Source organism: Williamsia sp. Y721 (assembly GCF_059683565.1).
On sequence record NZ_JCASNH010000004.1, the window covers coordinates 861,979 to 878,856 of the forward strand.

A 16,878-nucleotide genomic window follows, 5' to 3' on the forward strand; every position below is an offset into this window, starting at 1 on the left:
CACACCTGTCTGATCGGCTTGATCGGGGCGTCGATCTGCTGGGCCATCATCCTGTCAGAAGCGGCATCCGATCAGATGTCAGGTCTCGGGCACCGTGCCGGGTCCGGGCTCGAACGATGGGGGATCGGCGGGATCGAAGGCATCCGGCACGGCGGTACAACTGGTACCCGGGGTCGGGTGGGCGGTGGCGGCCGGATCCTCGGGATACACGTTCGACTGGGCGTTCTGTTTGGTGGCGGTGATGAACTGGTCGATCCGCGGGTCGTCGGCGCTCGCGACCTTGAGTTGGTGTCCCCAGGATTGCACGGAGATCGGTTGGTCCAGACCCGGATACGGCGACATGAGCGTGTATTCCACATTCGCGACCCGCTCGGCAAGCGCGTCGACCGCAGCGACGTCGAGATCGGGGCTGTACGTGATCCAGACCGCCCCGTGTTCGAGCGAATGGACGGCTGTCTCGTTGCGGATCGCCACGGGGTACACCACTCCGGTGCATCCGGCCCAGGCCCAGTCGTGGGTTCCGCCGAACGGTGGCGAATACGTGTAGCGCACCTTTTCATCACGTTCGACGTGAGCCGGGGACGGGTAGTAGACCTTCAGCACGCCTTCGATCTGATCGGTCGGATCAGGATTGAGTCCGCTGGGGACGAAATCCAGGAGTGAGAGGCTGTCGGTGGCCGCCGGTGGCGTGCCCTCCGGGCGTCCCGAGGCATCGTCCGACTGTGTTGAACTGCAGGCGGTCAACCCGATGAGCAGTGCAAATACGGTCGTTGCGAAGCGTGCGGCGTGTGTCAACGTCAAACCTGCCTGGCCGGAATGAACTGGGGCGCGTTGTTGTTGGGATTATCGTGCCGCAAGAACTAGGGCAGCTACTCAACTGGTACCAGCGATTGGCAGGTCGGGAGGCTGTTCTGGCATACTGAGCGGTCGAGTCCGGTTCCGGTTCACACCTTCGATCCGCGCAGGTGACCCGGCGACCATGAAAGGGACACCAGAAATGAAGCAGGGAATTCACCCCGAATACGTCGAGACCACTGTGGTCTGCGGCTGCGGGAACACTTTCCAGACCCATTCCACCCAGGTTTCGGGTCGGATCAACGTCGAGGTCTGCTCGCAGTGCCACCCGTTCTACACGGGCAAGCAGAAGATTCTCGACACCGGTGGCCGTGTTGCGCGCTTCGAGAAGCGCTACGGCAAGCGGGCCGCTGCAAAGAAAGACGCAGCAGACAACTAGCTTGTACGACCGGCGTCTGACTCTGCCCTGCGGCAGGTCAGGCGCCGGTTTCTTTTTTCTTCCGCAGCCCAATCCGCTCGACCCACCGTCGGATCGGGTGCCGCAGCCACACCGTCAAGGAAACAGGTCATGAGCATCTCCGATCCGTCCGCGATCGACGACATCCTTGCCGAGCATGCCGGCTTGCAGAGCCAGATGTCCGATCCGTCGTTACACGACGATCCGACAGCCGCCCGGCGCGTGGGCAAACGATTCGCCGAACTCGCTCCGATCATGGCGACCTACACGAAACTTCAGGCCGCACAGGGCGATCTGGAAGCTGCGCGCGAACTCGCGGCCGACGACAGTGCTTTTGCCGCCGAGATCCCGGAGCTCGAGCAGACGGTCGCTGCCCTCGATCAAACGCTCACCGACCTGCTCTCCCCACGCGATCCGCACGATGGCGATGATGTGGTCCTCGAGGTCAAGTCCGGGGCCGGCGGTGAGGAATCGGCGCTGTTCGCCTCCGATCTCGCGCGGATGTATCTCAAATACTGCGAGCGCCAGGGCTGGAAGGCGCAGATCCTGGGTCTGACCGAATCCGACCTGGGTGGATACAAGGACGCCACCATCTCGATCAAGTCGAAGGGCGACGGACCGGACGGCGTGTGGTCGCGGTTGAAGTTCGAGGGCGGTGTGCACCGCGTTCAGCGCGTGCCGGTCACCGAGTCGCAGGGCCGCATCCACACCTCGGCGGCCGGTGTCCTGATCTACCCGGAACCCGATGAGGTCGAACGGGTCCAGATCGACGAGTCCGATCTCCGGGTCGACGTATACCGCAGCTCCGGCAAGGGGGGACAGGGCGTCAACACCACCGACTCAGCGGTGCGGCTCACCCATCTGCCCACCGGGATCGTGGTGACCTGCCAGAACGAGCGTTCCCAGCTGCAGAACAAGGCGCGGGCGATGCAGGTCCTGGCCGCCCGGTTGCAGGCTGCCGCAGAAGAGGCCGCCAACGCCGAAGCGTCGCAGGGTCGGGCCGCACAGATCCGCACCGTCGACCGCTCGGAGCGAATCCGCACCTACAACTACCCGGAAAACCGCGTCACCGACCATCGCATCGGCTACAAAGCCCAGAATCTCGACGCGGTGCTCGCCGGTGACATGGATGCGCTCCTCGACGCGCTGCGGGCCGCGGATCGTCAGGCCCGCCTCGAGGCGGAGTGAACGCCAGAGATGTCCGCCGGGCTGCGGTCGCGCAGCTGATCGCGGCCGGAGTTCCGAATGCGCAGGTGGATGCCGGGCTGCTGCTGGCATTCGTGCTGAATCGGTCGGTCGGTGAACTGATCGCCGTCGATGAGCTGTCGGATACCGACGCTGCCCGCTATCGCGAACTCGTCGACCGCCGCGCGCAGCGCGAACCGCTGCAGCACATCATCGGGCGCGTCGCATTCGGGCCGATCGAGATCGAAGTCGGCCCGGGGGTCTTCATCCCACGAATGGAAACCGAACTGCTCCACGCGTGGGCGGTGACTCGGATCGAGGCGATGACAGATCCTGTGGTCGTCGATCTGTGCAGCGGAAGCGGCGCGCTGGCCCTGGCGTTGGCCGCCTCCCACCCCGGGGCGCGGGTCCACGCGGTCGAAATCGACGGCGGTGCCCATAAATGGTTGCGCCACAACTTGTCTCGTATGCCCGCCGACGTCCGGGACCGGGTCACCGTCCACCTGGGCGATGCGGCAGACCCGAACATCTTGCCCGACATCACCGCCGATCTGGTGGTGTCGAATCCGCCCTACATCCCGGTGGGCGCAGACCTGCCTGCCGAGGTGGCCGATCACGATCCGGCACTGGCGTTGTTCGGTGGTGCCGACGGGATGTCGGTGATCACACCGATGATCTCGGTGATTGCGCGGATCCTGCGACCGGGTTGCGCGGTGGGGATCGAGCATGACGACAGCACCGGTGACCTGGTGATGGATGCGCTCGAGGCCGACGGACACTTCGACTCGATCACCCAGAAACTCGATCTCGCCGGACGTCCGCGGTTCGTCACCGCCACGCGTCGCTGATCACACGCCGGCAACGTGCAAGGATGGACGCCGTGAGCACTACGTTCGATTGCAGCAATCCCGGATCTCGGTCCGCAGGCCTGCGCGCCGCGGTCGGCGCCGTCAAAGGTGGGCGCCTGATCGTCATGCCCACCGACACCCTCTACGGAATCGGTTGTGACGCATTCGATTCCGAGTCGGTGAACAACCTGCTGGCCGCCAAGGGCCGCGGCCGTGACATGCCCGTGCCGGTCCTGGTCGGGTCGTGGACGACGATCGATGGCCTGGTGCTGTCGGTGTCACCGACCGCCCGCGAGCTGACCCGCGCGTTCTGGCCCGGTGGCCTGAGTCTGGTTGTGCACCAGGCGCCGTCACTCGCCTGGGACCTGGGCGACACCCGCGGCACCGTGATGCTGCGGATGCCCTTGCATCCGGTGGCGATCGAGGTGCTGCGTGAGGTGGGCCCGATGGCGGTTTCGAGCGCGAACGTCTCCGGCCGCCCGCCTGCGACCACGGTCGAGCAGGCCCGCGAGCAGTTGGGGGAGTCCGTTGCGGTCTATCTCGACGGTGGACCTGCGGCAAAGGCGGTGCCGTCGACGATCGTCGACCTCACCGATGTCACACCCAAGATCCTTCGGGAAGGTGCGATCAGCGCCGAAGAAATCGCCGAGGTCATCGGCACCGAGGTCGAGAGTCTTCGGGTCTGACCCGCATGCCCGCCCCCTGTAGCGTCCCTATCCGTGGCCTATTCGACAACGTTGAATGAGGGCAGTGGTGTGTTGATTGCCGCCCAGTCCGGCCTCACCAGCAGTGGTGCGGGTGTGCCGCTGCGCGAATTGATGCTGGTCGGGCTGTGCGCAGCGCTGATCACGTACCTGATCACCGGCCTGGTGCGAGTTGTCGCGACCCGCACCGGTGCGGTTGCGGTGCCGCGCAACCGGGACGTCCACGCGGTACCGACGCCCCGACTGGGTGGCGTCGGCATGTATATCGGTGTCCTCGCCGGAATGGTCCTGGCCGGTGAGCTGCCCGCGTTGACCCGGGGCTTCGACTACACCGACGACATGAACGCCGTCGTGGTGGCGGGCGGGGTCATCGTCCTGGTCGGCATCATCGATGACCGGTGGGGGATCGACGCGCTCACGAAGTTCGTCGGTCAGCTCACCGCTGCCGGTGTTCTGGTGATCATGGGGCTGAGCTGGACGGTGGTGGCGGTGCCGTTCGGGGACATCGGAACCGTTGTGCTCGATCCGCTGCAGTCGGGGCTGCTCACCGTTGCGGTCACCGTCGCGACCGTCAATGCAATGAACTTTGTCGACGGCCTCGACGGCCTGGCCGCCGGTCTGGCCCTGATCGCGGCGCTGGCGATCTGTGCCTTCTCGCTGGGTCTGCTGCACGATCAGGGTGGTGACGTCAGCTACTACCCGCCGGCCCTCATCGCGGCGATTCTCGCGGGCGCCTGTCTCGGGTTCCTCCCGCACAACTTCCAGCCCGCCCGCATCTTCATGGGCGACTCCGGTTCGATGCTCATCGGGCTGATGCTGGCCGCGGCGTCGACCAGTGCCTCCGGTCGGATCGCCGTCAACGCGTACGGTCCGGCAGATGTCTTCACGCTGCTCTCGCCGATCATCCTGGTGGCAGCGGTCATGTTCATCCCGATGCTCGACATGTTGCTCGCGGTCATCCGGCGTACCCGTGCAGGCGTCGGTTTCTACACACCGGACAAGATGCACCTGCACCACCGGTTGCTCGAGCTCGGTCACTCCCATCGCCGGGTGGTTCTGGTGATCTACCTCTGGGTGGGAGTGCTGGCATTCAGTGCTGCTGCCAGCACGCTCTTCTCGGCTTCTGTGGTGCTTCCGGTACTGGGTGGGGGACTGATCATCGCGATGCTCGCGACGATCGTTCCCCGGCTGCGGAACCGGCACCGAACGGGTGTGAGTATCAGCGGTTCGTGAACGACCCTTACCCTGGAGGGGTGAACGAAGCTTCTGAACCAGCACTGACCACCACAAACGACTCGAAACAGCTCACCCCATTGCAGAAGGCGATCCGCTACGGCGCGCTCGGACTTGTTGTACTGACCGTGATCAGCGTGGGTGTCTGGGCGTTGATCGACGGCACCGAGGGCTTGTGGGGCGCGCTGGTGGGCGCGGCGTTCGGCGGCGGATTCATCCTCTTCACGGTGATCGTGGTGGTGTTGACCGCCAATGTGTCGCCGACAACGGGCGGGGCCATCCTGATGGGCACCTGGCTACTCAAACTGTTGCTGGCCATGCTCGCCCTGGCGGCGCTGAGCAAGGTCGATTCGCTCAACCATGTCGCCCTCGGGGTGACCGCCCTCATCGCGATGATCATCGTGCTGGCCTGCGAGACCTACGCGATCATGACCACCAAAGTGCCGTACGTCGATGTCGGGCCGGATGGCCACGTTGACGACGAGGACTGAATCCGGACATACTACACAGGGTAGTAATGGCCACTGGTAGATACCCGCACTATGAGGGTCACCTACGGTGTTGCTATCGTTGGCCCGCAGAAGAGAACCGGACTTGACCAGCCCGGTGCTCAGACTGCCGTGCCACGCGTGAAGGCGCAGAAATGCGACTTCGGCCCAGGGGAGACCGGGGGCGTGTACGGCACGAAATCTGAAAGAACTTTTTTGCCAGATCTGAACTTATGTCCGGTCGAACTGCAGGCATGCTGCCTGCGGCCAGAGCACGGGAGAGAGTGCTGAGCGTCTTGAACCTCGCGGCAGGCGACGGGGGTTACCACCCGCCTTCGCTGTCCGACTTTTACCCTGATGCAGTCCTTTTTGAAGGAACGATCTTCGAACTCGATCGTCTGATGCTGATCCGGCTGTTGATGGCCGGTGTCTGTGTCGTCTTCTTCTTGCTGGCCTTCCGGAGCCCGAAGCTGGTTCCCCGCGGCCTGCAGAACGCAGGCGAGATGGCGTTGGACTTCGTCCGTATCCAGATCGCAGAGAGTGTCCTCGGCAAAGAGAACGGGAAGCGTTTCCTCCCGATCCTGGTGACGATATTCTTCACGGTGTTGTTCCTGAACTTCTCCGGTGTGATCCCGCTCTTGAACATCTCCTCCAACGGTTTGATCGGTATGCCGATCGTGTTGGCTGCGCTGGCGTACATCGTTTTCAACTACGTCGGCATCAAGAAGTACGGCTTCTTCGGTTATGTGAAATCGAGCATCGTGGTGCCGGATGTGCCGCCCGCGCTGCACATCCTGCTGATCCCGATCGAGTTCCTCTCGACCTTCATTCTGCGGCCGTTCACGCTGACGGTCCGTCTGATGGCCAATATGCTTGCCGGTCACATCCTGTTGGTACTGTTTTTCAGCGCCACCCAGTACTTCTTCTTCACCACGGAGGCCTGGACCTGGATCTTCGGCTTGCCGGCATTGCTCGGCGGCATCGCATTCACTTTCTTCGAACTCTTGGTGATCGTGTTGCAGGCATACATCTTCGCCCTGCTGACTGCCGTCTATATCGACCTGGCTGAACACGCCGCCGACCACTGACCGAAGCTTCACCACCAGATTCATCTAGACCAACAAACTGGCCGCTGCGGCTAACCTCGCCCAGCGGATCAAGAAGAAAGGGATCCAACACCATGAGCAACCTCGCGCAAGTTTCCGGTGAGATCAGCGAACTCAACTTCGGCGCCATCGGATACGGTCTGGCTGCCATCGGCCCCGGTATCGGTATCGGTATCGTCGTCGGCAAGACCATCGAGGGCACCGCGCGTCAGCCGGAGCTCGCCGGCCAGCTGCGTACCACCATGTTCCTTGGTATCGCATTCACCGAAGCGCTGGCCTTGATCGGCTTGGTTGCCGGCTTCATCTTCTGATCCGATGAGTGCCAACTCCTTGATTCTCGCCGCCGAAGAGGAATCTCATAATCCTCTTCTGCCTGCGACCTACGACATCACCTGGTCCATCGTGGCCCTGGTGGTTGTGGGACTCGTCTTCTGGAAGCTCGTACTTCCACGTGCACAGAAGGTTCTCGAAGAGCGCACCGACGGCATCGTCGGTGGACTCAAGCGGGCCGCTGATGCACAACTCGAAGCCGACGCCCTGCTCAAGCAGCGTGAAGAGCAGCTGCTCGAAACCCGTGCAGTCGCCGCTCAGATTCGCGAGGACGCACGACTGCGCGGACAAGAAATCGTCGCCGAGCTCCGCGCTCAAGGCGAAGCCGAAAGTGCGCGCATCGTTGCTGCCGGACGCTCACAGCTGAAGGCCGAACGCGATCAGATCGTCACCGAACTCCGGTCGGACCTCGGTCGGACCGCCGTTGACCTGGCGGAGAAGATCGTCGGCGAGCACCTGGAAGAAAGCGCCAAGCGCGGACAGACCGTTGATCGGTTCCTGGCTGAGCTCGACGCGACTTCAGCGCAGAGGAAGTGAAGGCGATGTACGCAGCCAGCCGCGACGCTTTGAGCGGTACCCGGGCAATTCTGGCCGAGACGATTTCAGCAGCCGGCGGCAACGCCGCCACGGCCGCGCAGCAGATCGGATCCGATCTGTTCGCAGTTGTCGGGTTCCTCGACAGCGAGCGATCGTTGCGTACCGCGTTCGGCGACATCTCCGCACCTGTGGATGTTCGGCAGGGTCTGGCCCGCCAGTTGTTCGGCAGCCAGATCGGTGCCGACTCGCTGGCGGTGGTGGTCGAGGCAGTCGGCCGTGACTGGTCGAACACCTCCGATCTGCTGGACGGGCTTGAACTCCTCGGTCGCGAGGCGTACCTCAAGTCGGCGGCCGAAGCGGGAACACTTGACGCTGTCGAGGAAGAACTGTTCTTGCTCGGCAGGACGGTCGCGGCTCATCCCGAGCTCGAGATCATCCTCAAAGACAAGTCCCGTTCGGCCAAGGCCCGCCAGGGACTGCTGGCGTCGCTGACGACCGGCAAGGTGTCTGCGGTCACCGAAGCACTCGCGTTGCAGTCGATCGCCCGGTTGTTCGATCAGAAGCCGGCCGACGCACTGGACGCGTTGTCGAACCTGGCCGCCGGACAGCGGGATCGTCTGGTTGCGAAGGTGCGGGCGTCCGTCGAGATGACGAGCTCGCAGGTGGAAGCCTTGACGTCCACGCTGACGCGCATCTACAACCAGCCGGTCATCACCCATGTTGTCGTCGATCAGGACCTGCTCTCGGGCTTGGTCGTCAAGATCGGTGACGAAGTGATCGACGGTTCGGGCGCCGGCCGACTGGCCACGATCCGCAAGTCGCTGGGCTGAGCCTCGCCGCAGACGACGCACCACACCGATTCCACAAAACTCACGACCACGCAGGAAGAGCAGGGCAAGAATATGGCGGAGTTGACGATCACCTCCGATGAGATCCGAAGTGCGATTGAAACGTACACCTCGAATTTCTCAACGGAAGTTGCACGTGACGAGGTCGGGTATGTCACTGATACCAGCGACGGAATCGCACACATCAGTGGACTGCCGTCCGCGATGTCGAACGAACTCCTCGAGTTCCCCGGCGGCGTCCTCGGCGTAGCGCTGAACCTTGACGAATCCGAGATCGGCGCAGTCATCCTCGGTGACTACAACACTCTCGAAGAAGGCCAGGAAGTCCGCCGCACCGGAGACGTGTTGTCTGTCCCCGTCGGCGACAACTTCCTCGGCCGCGTCGTGGACCCGCTCGGCAAGCCGATCGACGGCCGCGGCGAGATCGTGTCCTCGGAGAACCGTGTCCTCGAACTCCAGGCGGCTTCGGTGCTCGAACGCCAGCCCGTCGAGGAGTCACTGGCGACCGGTATCAAGGCCATCGACGCCATGACCGCAATCGGTCGTGGACAGCGTCAGCTGATCATCGGCGACCGCAAGACCGGCAAGACCGCGGTCTGCATCGACGCGATTCTGAACCAGAAGGCCAACTGGGAAACCGGTGACCCCAACAAGCAGGTTCGCTGCATCTACGTGGCAATCGGCCAGAAGGGTTCGACCATCGCGGGCGTCAAGACCGCTCTCGAAGAGTCGGGCGCGATGGCTTACACCACGATCGTTGCTGCTCCGGCTTCGGACTCCGCCGGCTTCAAGTGGCTCGCACCGTACACCGGTTCGGCCATCGGTCAGCACTGGATGTACGAGGGCAAGCACGTCCTCATCGTGTTCGACGATCTGTCGAAGCAGGCTGAGGCCTACCGCGCGATCTCGTTGCTGCTGCGTCGTCCGCCGGGCCGCGAGGCGTACCCCGGTGACGTCTTCTACTTGCACTCACGTCTGCTGGAGCGTTGCGCCAAGCTCTCGGACGAGATGGGTGGCGGTTCGATGACCGGTCTGCCGATCATCGAGACCAAGGCCAACGACGTCTCGGCGTTCATCCCGACCAACGTCATCTCGATCACCGACGGTCAGGTCTTCCTCGAGTCCGACCTCTTCAACAAGGGTGTTCGTCCGGCGATCAACGTCGGTACGTCCGTCTCCCGTGTTGGTGGCGCCGCACAGACCAAGGGCCTGAAGAAGGTTTCGGGTTCGCTGCGTCTGGAGCTCGCTCAGTTCCGTGAGCTGGAAGCCTTCTCGGCCTTCGCCTCGGACCTCGACGATGCCTCGAAGGCTCAGCTCGATCGTGGTGCCCGCTGGGTGGAGTTGCTCAAGCAGGATCAGTTCTCCCCGGTATCGGTCGAGGACCAGATCGTCTCGATCTACCTCGCCGGTGAAGGCCACTTCGACACGGTCCCCATCGAGGATGTCCGGCGGTACGAGGCGGAGCTGCTCAACGAGCTGCATCGCACTGCTTCCGGTGTCTACGAGACCATCGCAGGCGGCAAGGCACTGACCGACGAGGCCGCTCATGCCCTCGTGGCCGCTGCTGACAAGTACAAGGACAATTTCTTGGCCAGCGAGAAGTCTGACACCGTGAACGAAGCAGCTGCTTCGGCTCTCGCCGCAGACAAGGTCGAGGACGAAACCGTCAAAGTACGCAAGTAATAGGGAATCGTTTGATGATTGGTAAAGGTTTGACGGGCCGGGAAGGGCTGTGACAGTAGATGGCTAGCATTCGCGAGCTACGTTCGCGCATCCGGTCTGTGCAATCGACCAAGAAGATCACGAAGGCACAGGAGCTGATCGCGACTTCGCGCATCACCAAGGCTCAGGCTCGTGTGGCGGCCTCGAAGCCGTATTCGGAGGAGATCACTGCGGTCCTCTCTGAGTTGGCTTCGAGCGCCACCTCGCTGACGCATCCGTTGCTGACGGCGCGTCCCGAACCGAAACGTGCTGCGGTCCTGATCGTTACGAGCGACCGTGGCATGGCCGGCGGCTACAACTCGAATGTCCTGCGCGAGGCTCGCCGGCTCATCGAGTTGCTGACCGACGAGGGCAAGGACGTCGTTCTTTTTGTCACAGGGCAGAAGGGCACGACGTACTTCAACTTCCGGAAGATGCCGATCCAGGGCAGCTGGACCGGGTTCTCTCAGCAGCCGGCCTACACCGATGCCTGGAACGCCTCTGAGCACCTGATCGAACTGTTCATGGCGGGTTCGGGCACCTCGGTCGAGTCGCCTGACGGCACTCAGACCGAGGGCGTCGATGAGTTCCACATCGTGTACACGCGCTTCGTCAGCATGCTGACGCAGACACCGGTTGTTCGTCGCGTCGCACCCCTGGTGGTGAGCGTGGACGAGAGCGGGGAGAGCACGGGAGCTTCTCGGAACTACGAGTTCGAGCCGGGTGCAGAAGCGCTGCTGTCGGCGTTGCTGCCGAAGTACGTTGCGACCCGCGTGTTCTCGGCGCTGCTCGACTCGGCTGCGTCGGAGTCGGCAGCCCGCCGTACCGCCATGAAGGCGGCTACGGACAACGCCGAAGAGTTGGTCACCAACTTGTCCCGTGAGGCGAACCAGCTCCGACAGGCCCAGATCACACAAGAGATCAGCGAGATCGTCGGCGGTGTGGATGCCCTTTCGTAGCAGGACTCGACACTTTTCAGGCAGCCGGCCGGTGGGGTCGCGGTTCGCGAAACATGCCAATGCCATCGTCACAGAGGAAGAGACATCATGACCACAACTGAAACCCAAACTTCCCGGAAGGGTTCCGCTGGGCTGACCGGCCGCGTCGTGCGTGTCATCGGTCCGGTCGTCGACGTGGAGTTCCCGCGCGGCGCCATTCCGCCACTGTTCAACGCACTGCACGCCGACATCGCACTGAAGTCGGTTGCCAAGAAGCTGACGCTCGAGGTTGCCCAGCACCTCGGCGACAACCTCGTTCGCACCATCTCGATGCAGCCGACCGACGGTCTGACCCGCGGCACCGAGGTGACCGACACCGACAAGCCGATCTCGGTTCCCGTCGGTGACGTCGTCAAGGGCCACGTGTTCAATGCACTCGGCGATTGCCTCGACGCACCGGGCACCGGTCGCGACGGCGAGCAGTGGGGCATCCACCGGAAGCCCCCGGCCTTCGATCAGCTCGAGGGCAAGACCGAGATCCTCGAGACCGGCATCAAGGTCATCGACCTGCTGACCCCGTACGTCAAGGGCGGCAAGATCGGTCTGTTCGGTGGTGCCGGTGTCGGCAAGACCGTTCTGATCCAGGAGATGATCACCCGTATCGCTCGCGAGTTCTCCGGCACCTCGGTGTTCGCAGGCGTCGGTGAGCGTACCCGTGAGGGCACCGACCTCCACCTCGAAATGGAGGAGATGGGCGTTCTGCAGGACACCGCGTTGGTGTTCGGCCAGATGGATGAGCCGCCGGGCACGCGTATGCGCGTCGCCCTGTCCGCGCTGACGATGGCGGAGTACTTCCGTGACGTCAAGCGTCAGGACGTGCTGCTGTTCATCGACAACATCTTCCGTTTCACGCAGGCCGGTTCCGAGGTCTCCACGCTGCTCGGCCGTATGCCGTCTGCCGTCGGTTACCAGCCGACGCTGGCTGACGAGATGGGCGAGCTGCAGGAGCGCATCACCTCGACGCGTGGCAACTCGATCACCTCGCTGCAGGCCATCTATGTGCCCGCCGACGACTACACCGACCCGGCGCCGGCGACCACGTTCGCCCACCTGGATGCCACCACGGAGCTCTCGCGTCCGATTTCACAGCTCGGTATCTACCCGGCTGTGGACCCTCTGACGTCGACTTCTCGGATCCTCGAGGCCTCGATCGTCGGTGACGAGCACTTCCGCGTCGCCAACGAGGTCAAGCGCATCCTGCAGAAGTACAAGGAACTCCAGGACATCATCGCGATTCTTGGTATGGACGAGCTCTCCGAGGAGGACAAGATCACCGTGCAGCGTGCACGGCGTATCCAGAAGTTCCTCGGACAGAACTTCATCGTTGCCGAGAAGTTCACCGGCCAGAAGGGTTCGGTTGTGCCGCTTGCCGACACGATCGAGGCTTTCGACAAGGTCGCCAAGGGTGAATACGATCATCTTCCCGAGCAGGCGTTCAACAGCTGTGGTGGACTCGACGACGTCGAGGCCGCCGCCAAGAAGATCACCGGAAAGTGATATCACCCGATGCCTGACACGCCATTTCACGTCGAGTTGGTCGCGGTTGAATCGCGTATTTACTCCGGCGAAGCAACGTTTGTAGTGGCTCAGACCACCGAGGGCGCTGTTGGTCTGTTGGCCAAACACGAGCCGATGCTGGGTCAGTTGGCACCGGGCGGATATGTCGCGATCGACGAGGTCGATGGCAAGCGCCGCGTGGCAGCTGTTCAGGGTGGTTTCATCTCGGTCACCGGTGAGGTCGTCACGATTCTCGCCGAGTCCGCCGAGTGGGCTCGCGACGTCGACGAGGCTGCCGAGCGTTCGGTTCTCTCCTCTGCCGAGAAGGGCAGTATCGAGTACCTGCGTGCCGAATCGCGTCTGCGCGCGGTGGAAGTACTGCAGCAAGTCAAATAAAGTGCCGCGCGAATGGCATCCTGTAGAGCAGGGGCCGTTCGAATGGCTAATTGTTCTACGGTCCCCGCAAACTTCAGACAAGTTTGCGGGGATCGTCGTATATGTGGCGGGGGCTGAAGGAGGTGTCGTCTGTGGACTGGAATCTGGCTGCCCTTGCGGTGATCGTGCTTGTTCTTGTGTTTGTGCTTTACATGCTTTATCGGATCAACGAGCTACGCGGTTCGGGTACCTCGGCTTTGCTGCGTGAGCTACCTGCAGATGACGGCCGGGCCTGGCGGCACGGGGTGGTCCGCTATGACGACAACGCGCTCGAGTACTTCCGCCTTCGCAGGGTGCTGCCCGGTCCGCAGCGTCTGGTGCTGCGGCAAGCTGTGACCGTGAGCGGTCGACGGTCGCCAACGGCATCGGAGGCCGATGTCATCGACAACGACATGGTCATCCTCGAGCTCGCCGATCGTGACGGCGAGTTCGAGCTCGCCCTCGACAGCGGTGGTGTCACCGCATTCCAGTCGTGGCTCGAGTCTCGGCCGTCACAGCGCGCAGAACGCCGCCGCCGCGACCACTAGCGCCCACCGATCACCAGCGCCGACGAGTGTCGTTCCGTCCGACAAAAGAGGCCCAGACCGAAACCGGTCTGGGCCTTTCTCGTGTCGTTTGCTCAGTCGTCCTTCGACCCGCCCGCGTTCGTCTCGGGCCGGGTCGTGTCACGTTCGGCGCGCTTGCGCTGCTCTCCTGGCTGCCACAGGATGTCGCCGCCGGGGTTCGCGATCCTCGACAGGATGAACAGCAGATCGGAGAGTCGGTTGAGATACTGCGCCGGCAGGGGACTGGTGTTGTCCGGGAAGGCCTCGATGGCCGCCCATGCCGTCCGCTCGGCGCGCCGCGTGACCGTTCGTGCGACGTGCAGGTACGCACTGAGCGGGCTACCGCCGGGCAGGATGAATGAATTGAGCGGCTCGAGCGTGTCGGTGTAGTGATCGCACCAGACCTCGAGGTCGTCGATGTAGCTCTGCAGGATGCGCAGCGGCGGGTATTTGGGATCCTCGACCACCGGAGTCGAGAGGTCGGCGCCTGCATCGAACAGGTCGTTCTGTACCCGTAACAGGATCTCGGCTACGTCGGAGGTCGGGTTGCCCATTGCCAGAGCAACACCGATCGCGGCATTGGCCTCGTCGCAATCGGCATAGGCCAGCACACGTGGATCGTTTTTGGATACGCGCGAGAAGTCGCTGAGTCCGGTGGTTCCCGCATCGCCGGTACGGGTGTAGATGCGGGTCAGATGAACAGCCATGAGAGCAAAGCTACCCGGTATCCTCGCAGTGGTAATGGCCGGTCAGGGCCGCGACCACTTCAACCGGGAGTCACCGTTGGCGCCACAGCCTTACACCATCGAACGATCCATCACGATCGCCGCTCCGGCCGAGGCGATCTTCCCGTTGATCGTGGATTTCCACCAGTGGACGCTGTGGTCGCCCTGGGAGGGGTTGGATCCATCGCTCGAGCGGACGTATGGCGGACCGGCCGGTGCGGTGGGCGGTAGCTACGGTTGGAAGGGCAATCGGAAAGCGGGCCAGGGATCGATGACCGTGACCGATCTTGTTGCCCCGGAGTCGGTATCGATGCAATTGGACTTCCTCAAGCCATTCAAGGCGTCCAATCTGGCGACCTTCACTCTCAGTGAGGATCCCGCGGCTGCAGGTACCGTCGTGAACTGGTCCATGAAGGGCGAAAATGCTGGGGTGGCAAAGCTATTCGCCAAAATTGTGCCCACCGACAAACTGGTGGGCAACGATTTCGAGAAGGGACTCGCCTCGCTGAAGCTCGTAGTCGAGAACCGGTGAACACTATTGCGGGCCGTCGGTCGCCGCCGCGTTCCGGTCGCCTAGGCTACGTCCGTGGTTGATGATCGTTTTTTGGTGACCGGGGGCGCGCGACTGACCGGTGAGGTCGAAGTCGTGGGCGCCAAGAACAGTGTTCTCAAGTTGATGGCTGCGGCGTTACTCGCCGAGGGTAGGACGACCATCACGAATTGCCCGCAGATCCTGGATGTGCCGTTGATGGCCGACGTCCTGCGGGGCCTGGGCGCTGTGGTGAGCCATGACGGCGACACCGTGGTGATCGATACGCCTGCGGAACTGAAGTTTCACGCCGATTTCGACGCGGTGAAACAGTTCCGGGCATCGGTCTGTGTGCTCGGTCCACTGGTGGCGCGTTGCCGACGGGCGGTGGTTGCTCTACCAGGTGGCGATGCGATCGGGTCGCGCCCGCTGGACATGCATCAGGCCGGTCTCCGGTTGCTCGGCGCGCACAGCGTGATCGAACACGGGTGTGTGGTCGCCGAGGCCGACAAACTGATCGGTGCGCCGATCAGTCTGGAGTTCCCGTCCGTGGGTGCCACCGAGAACATCCTGATGGCGTCGGTGCTGGCCGAGGGTGTGACAACCATCGACAATGCCGCTCGCGAGCCCGAGATCGTCGATCTCTGCGTGATGTTGCAGCAGATGGGCGCGAAGATCAGCGGTGAAGGTACCTCGACCTTGACGGTCGAGGGTGTCGAGCGGTTACAGCCGGTGACCCATCGGGTGATCGGCGATCGGATTGTCGCCTCGACCTGGGCTATCGCCGCTGTCATGACGCGAGGCGATATCACGGTTCGCGGGGTCGATCCTCGCCATCTGCAGTTGGTGCTGTCCAAGCTCGTCGGCGCCGGGGCGTCGGTGTCCCAGTTCGAGGACGGCTTCCGCGTTGTCCAGGTGGGCAGGCCCGTGGCCGTCAACTATTCGACGCTGCCATTTCCCGGTTTCCCCACCGACCTACAACCGATGGCCATCGGACTGGCCGCGATCAGCGAAGGCATGTCGGTGATCACCGAAAACGTCTTCGAGGCCCGCTTCCGGTTTGTCGAGGAGATGGTGCGGTTGGGTGCAGACGCCCGGACCGACGGCCATCACGCGGTGATCCGTGGCATCGAACAGCTGTCGAGCGCACCGGTGTGGAGTTCGGACATCCGGGCCGGCGCCGGGTTGGTTCTGGCCGGTCTGGTCGCCGACGGTGTGACCGAAGTGCACGACGTCTCGCATATCGACCGCGGCTATCCCGATTTCGTCGAGATCATGCGCAGCCTTGGTGGCGAGATCGTTCGTGTGACGCCGGATTCGACCCCGGGCACTGACCGGTAGGTTGTCAACGAAACGCGCCAGGAGCTGCCCGGTGGTGGTCATCACAAGGGCAACTTCGGGCGAAAGTTGCCGTCCGGTTACGTTGACGGCGGCGTCGTGAGGCGACTGACCTGCGCGGATGCTGCTCGAAGCCCCTGCGCACCAGGCGATTTGACGCCGACGGACTTGTTCCCGTAACTTTCTTCAAGTCAGCGAGTGAGGCGCCGGAGAGCAAGAGTCCGGAGCGGCCGAGAACACCGACAGGGAAGTCTTTTCCTGAAGGAACAACGTTGACCGCCCATAGGTTGAATGTGCTCCGCTTTTCGGTGGAGGGTTCAAACGCGGGTGGTGACGGACTGCGAGAGCAGCGAGTTGCGGACCGGATGCGAGTCGGGTAAGCTTGAAAAGTTGCCTCCGAGACGGAGACAGCCTGTTAGATACAACAAAATATCCCTTCCAGGATGGCGCCACAGTGTGTGTCGAAGTTGGTTGTGGGTGTGTTCTTTGAGAACTCGATAGTGTGTCGATGGATTGTTAGTGCCAATTTAGGTGCTGTATGTCTGTCACGGTGACGAAATCCCATTCCGGGGTTTGGTC

General features: G+C 62.9%; 19 protein-coding genes. 17 read left to right on the forward strand and 2 right to left on the reverse strand.

Annotated elements, in window-relative coordinates; genetic code table 11:
- Positions 1-78: 78 nt before the first annotated feature.
- Complete coding sequence (locus tag AC56PL_RS23470; protein ID WP_497155288.1) at positions 79-795, reverse strand: thioredoxin-like domain-containing protein; 717 nt, start codon at positions 793-795, stop codon at positions 79-81.
- A gap of 202 nt (positions 796-997) precedes the next feature.
- Between AC56PL_RS23470 and rpmE the strand changes: the two genes are divergently transcribed.
- From rpmE to AC56PL_RS23545, 15 genes are all read left to right on the forward strand, one after another.
- Positions 998-1,234, forward strand: a complete 237-nt coding sequence (gene rpmE, locus AC56PL_RS23475; RefSeq protein ID WP_482138683.1) for a 50S ribosomal protein L31 — start codon at positions 998-1,000, stop codon at positions 1,232-1,234.
- A gap of 129 nt (positions 1,235-1,363) precedes the next feature.
- Positions 1,364-2,440, forward strand: a complete 1,077-nt coding sequence (gene prfA / locus AC56PL_RS23480) for a peptide chain release factor 1 (RefSeq protein ID WP_495517718.1) — start codon at positions 1,364-1,366, stop codon at positions 2,438-2,440.
- A complete protein-coding gene (gene prmC, locus AC56PL_RS23485; protein WP_497155289.1) occupies positions 2,437-3,285 on the forward strand; it encodes a peptide chain release factor N(5)-glutamine methyltransferase in 849 nt (282 codons plus the stop codon). The genes prfA and prmC overlap by 4 nt, the downstream gene beginning before the upstream one ends.
- 32 nt (positions 3,286-3,317) lie before the next feature.
- On the forward strand, positions 3,318-3,971 hold the full coding sequence (locus AC56PL_RS23490) for an L-threonylcarbamoyladenylate synthase (RefSeq protein WP_495517716.1): 654 nt from the start codon (positions 3,318-3,320) through the stop codon (positions 3,969-3,971).
- A 33-nt stretch (positions 3,972-4,004) separates the two neighbouring features.
- Complete coding sequence (locus AC56PL_RS23495) at positions 4,005-5,222, forward strand: glycosyltransferase family 4 protein (protein ID WP_495517715.1); 1,218 nt, start codon at positions 4,005-4,007, stop codon at positions 5,220-5,222.
- A gap of 20 nt (positions 5,223-5,242) precedes the next feature.
- Positions 5,243-5,713, forward strand: a complete 471-nt coding sequence (locus tag AC56PL_RS23500) for a Cg1360 family ATP-synthase-associated protein (protein ID WP_497155290.1) — start codon at positions 5,243-5,245, stop codon at positions 5,711-5,713.
- 251 nt (positions 5,714-5,964) lie between these two features.
- Positions 5,965-6,798 carry a F0F1 ATP synthase subunit A gene (gene atpB, locus AC56PL_RS23505; RefSeq protein ID WP_495518388.1) on the forward strand — a complete coding sequence of 278 codons (834 nt, stop codon included), beginning with the start codon at positions 5,965-5,967 and terminating at the stop codon, positions 6,796-6,798.
- 92 nt (positions 6,799-6,890) lie between these two features.
- On the forward strand, positions 6,891-7,127 hold the full coding sequence (locus AC56PL_RS23510; protein WP_482138697.1) for an ATP synthase F0 subunit C: 237 nt from the start codon (positions 6,891-6,893) through the stop codon (positions 7,125-7,127).
- A gap of 4 nt (positions 7,128-7,131) precedes the next feature.
- Entirely contained in the window at positions 7,132-7,683 is a 552-nt protein-coding gene (locus AC56PL_RS23515) for a F0F1 ATP synthase subunit B (RefSeq protein ID WP_495517713.1), read from the forward strand.
- 5 nt (positions 7,684-7,688) lie between these two features.
- The gene (locus tag AC56PL_RS23520) at positions 7,689-8,513 is read left to right on the forward strand and encodes a F0F1 ATP synthase subunit delta (protein ID WP_495517712.1); all 825 of its coding nucleotides are present in this window, start codon (positions 7,689-7,691) and stop codon (positions 8,511-8,513) included.
- 72 nt (positions 8,514-8,585) lie between these two features.
- Positions 8,586-10,214, forward strand: coding sequence for a F0F1 ATP synthase subunit alpha (gene atpA / locus AC56PL_RS23525; protein ID WP_495517711.1), 1,629 nt, complete (start codon positions 8,586-8,588; stop codon positions 10,212-10,214).
- 59 nt (positions 10,215-10,273) lie between these two features.
- Positions 10,274-11,191 carry a F0F1 ATP synthase subunit gamma gene (locus AC56PL_RS23530; RefSeq protein ID WP_497155291.1) on the forward strand — a complete coding sequence of 306 codons (918 nt, stop codon included), beginning with the start codon at positions 10,274-10,276 and terminating at the stop codon, positions 11,189-11,191.
- A gap of 87 nt (positions 11,192-11,278) precedes the next feature.
- Positions 11,279-12,727, forward strand: a complete 1,449-nt coding sequence (atpD, locus tag AC56PL_RS23535) for a F0F1 ATP synthase subunit beta (protein WP_495517709.1) — start codon at positions 11,279-11,281, stop codon at positions 12,725-12,727.
- Between the two features lie 9 nt (positions 12,728-12,736).
- Complete coding sequence (locus tag AC56PL_RS23540) at positions 12,737-13,123, forward strand: F0F1 ATP synthase subunit epsilon (RefSeq protein ID WP_495517708.1); 387 nt, start codon at positions 12,737-12,739, stop codon at positions 13,121-13,123.
- Between the two features lie 131 nt (positions 13,124-13,254).
- Positions 13,255-13,689 (forward strand): DUF2550 family protein, encoded by a 435-nt coding sequence (locus AC56PL_RS23545; protein WP_495517707.1) that lies wholly within the window; start codon positions 13,255-13,257, stop codon positions 13,687-13,689.
- Between the two features lie 92 nt (positions 13,690-13,781).
- On the opposite strand, the gene AC56PL_RS23550 is transcribed toward AC56PL_RS23545, so the two are convergent.
- Positions 13,782-14,414, reverse strand: a complete 633-nt coding sequence (locus AC56PL_RS23550; RefSeq protein WP_497155292.1) for a cob(I)yrinic acid a,c-diamide adenosyltransferase — start codon at positions 14,412-14,414, stop codon at positions 13,782-13,784.
- Between AC56PL_RS23550 and AC56PL_RS23555 the strand changes: the two genes are divergently transcribed.
- Both AC56PL_RS23555 and murA read left to right on the forward strand, forming a co-directional pair.
- Positions 14,413-14,964 (forward strand): SRPBCC family protein, encoded by a 552-nt coding sequence (locus AC56PL_RS23555; RefSeq protein ID WP_497155293.1) that lies wholly within the window; start codon positions 14,413-14,415, stop codon positions 14,962-14,964. The two genes, AC56PL_RS23550 and AC56PL_RS23555, sit on opposite strands and share 2 nt — an antisense overlap.
- A gap of 54 nt (positions 14,965-15,018) precedes the next feature.
- Entirely contained in the window at positions 15,019-16,302 is a 1,284-nt protein-coding gene (gene murA, locus AC56PL_RS23560; RefSeq protein ID WP_495517704.1) for a UDP-N-acetylglucosamine 1-carboxyvinyltransferase, read from the forward strand.
- The last annotated feature ends 576 nt before the right edge of the window (positions 16,303-16,878 follow it).

Bases quoted from the DNA above. Each gene is read 5' to 3' on its own strand.
- atpD (WP_495517709.1), top strand. From the start codon at position 11,279: ATGACCACAACTGAAACCCAAACTTCCCGGAAGGGTTCCGCTGGGCTG.
- atpB (WP_495518388.1), top strand. From the start codon at position 5,965: ATGCTGCCTGCGGCCAGAGCACGGGAGAGAGTGCTGAGCGTCTTGAAC.
- prfA (WP_495517718.1), top strand. From the start codon at position 1,364: ATGAGCATCTCCGATCCGTCCGCGATCGACGACATCCTTGCCGAGCAT.
- AC56PL_RS23515 (WP_495517713.1), top strand. From the start codon at position 7,132: ATGAGTGCCAACTCCTTGATTCTCGCCGCCGAAGAGGAATCTCATAAT.
- AC56PL_RS23530 (WP_497155291.1), top strand. From the start codon at position 10,274: ATGGCTAGCATTCGCGAGCTACGTTCGCGCATCCGGTCTGTGCAATCG.
- rpmE (WP_482138683.1), top strand. From the start codon at position 998: ATGAAGCAGGGAATTCACCCCGAATACGTCGAGACCACTGTGGTCTGC.
- AC56PL_RS23555 (WP_497155293.1), top strand. From the start codon at position 14,413: ATGAGAGCAAAGCTACCCGGTATCCTCGCAGTGGTAATGGCCGGTCAG.
- AC56PL_RS23520 (WP_495517712.1), top strand. From the start codon at position 7,689: ATGTACGCAGCCAGCCGCGACGCTTTGAGCGGTACCCGGGCAATTCTG.
- AC56PL_RS23540 (WP_495517708.1), top strand. From the start codon at position 12,737: ATGCCTGACACGCCATTTCACGTCGAGTTGGTCGCGGTTGAATCGCGT.
- atpA (WP_495517711.1), top strand. From the start codon at position 8,586: ATGGCGGAGTTGACGATCACCTCCGATGAGATCCGAAGTGCGATTGAA.
- AC56PL_RS23510 (WP_482138697.1), top strand. From the start codon at position 6,891: ATGAGCAACCTCGCGCAAGTTTCCGGTGAGATCAGCGAACTCAACTTC.
- AC56PL_RS23550 (WP_497155292.1), bottom strand. From the start codon at position 14,414: ATGGCTGTTCATCTGACCCGCATCTACACCCGTACCGGCGATGCGGGA.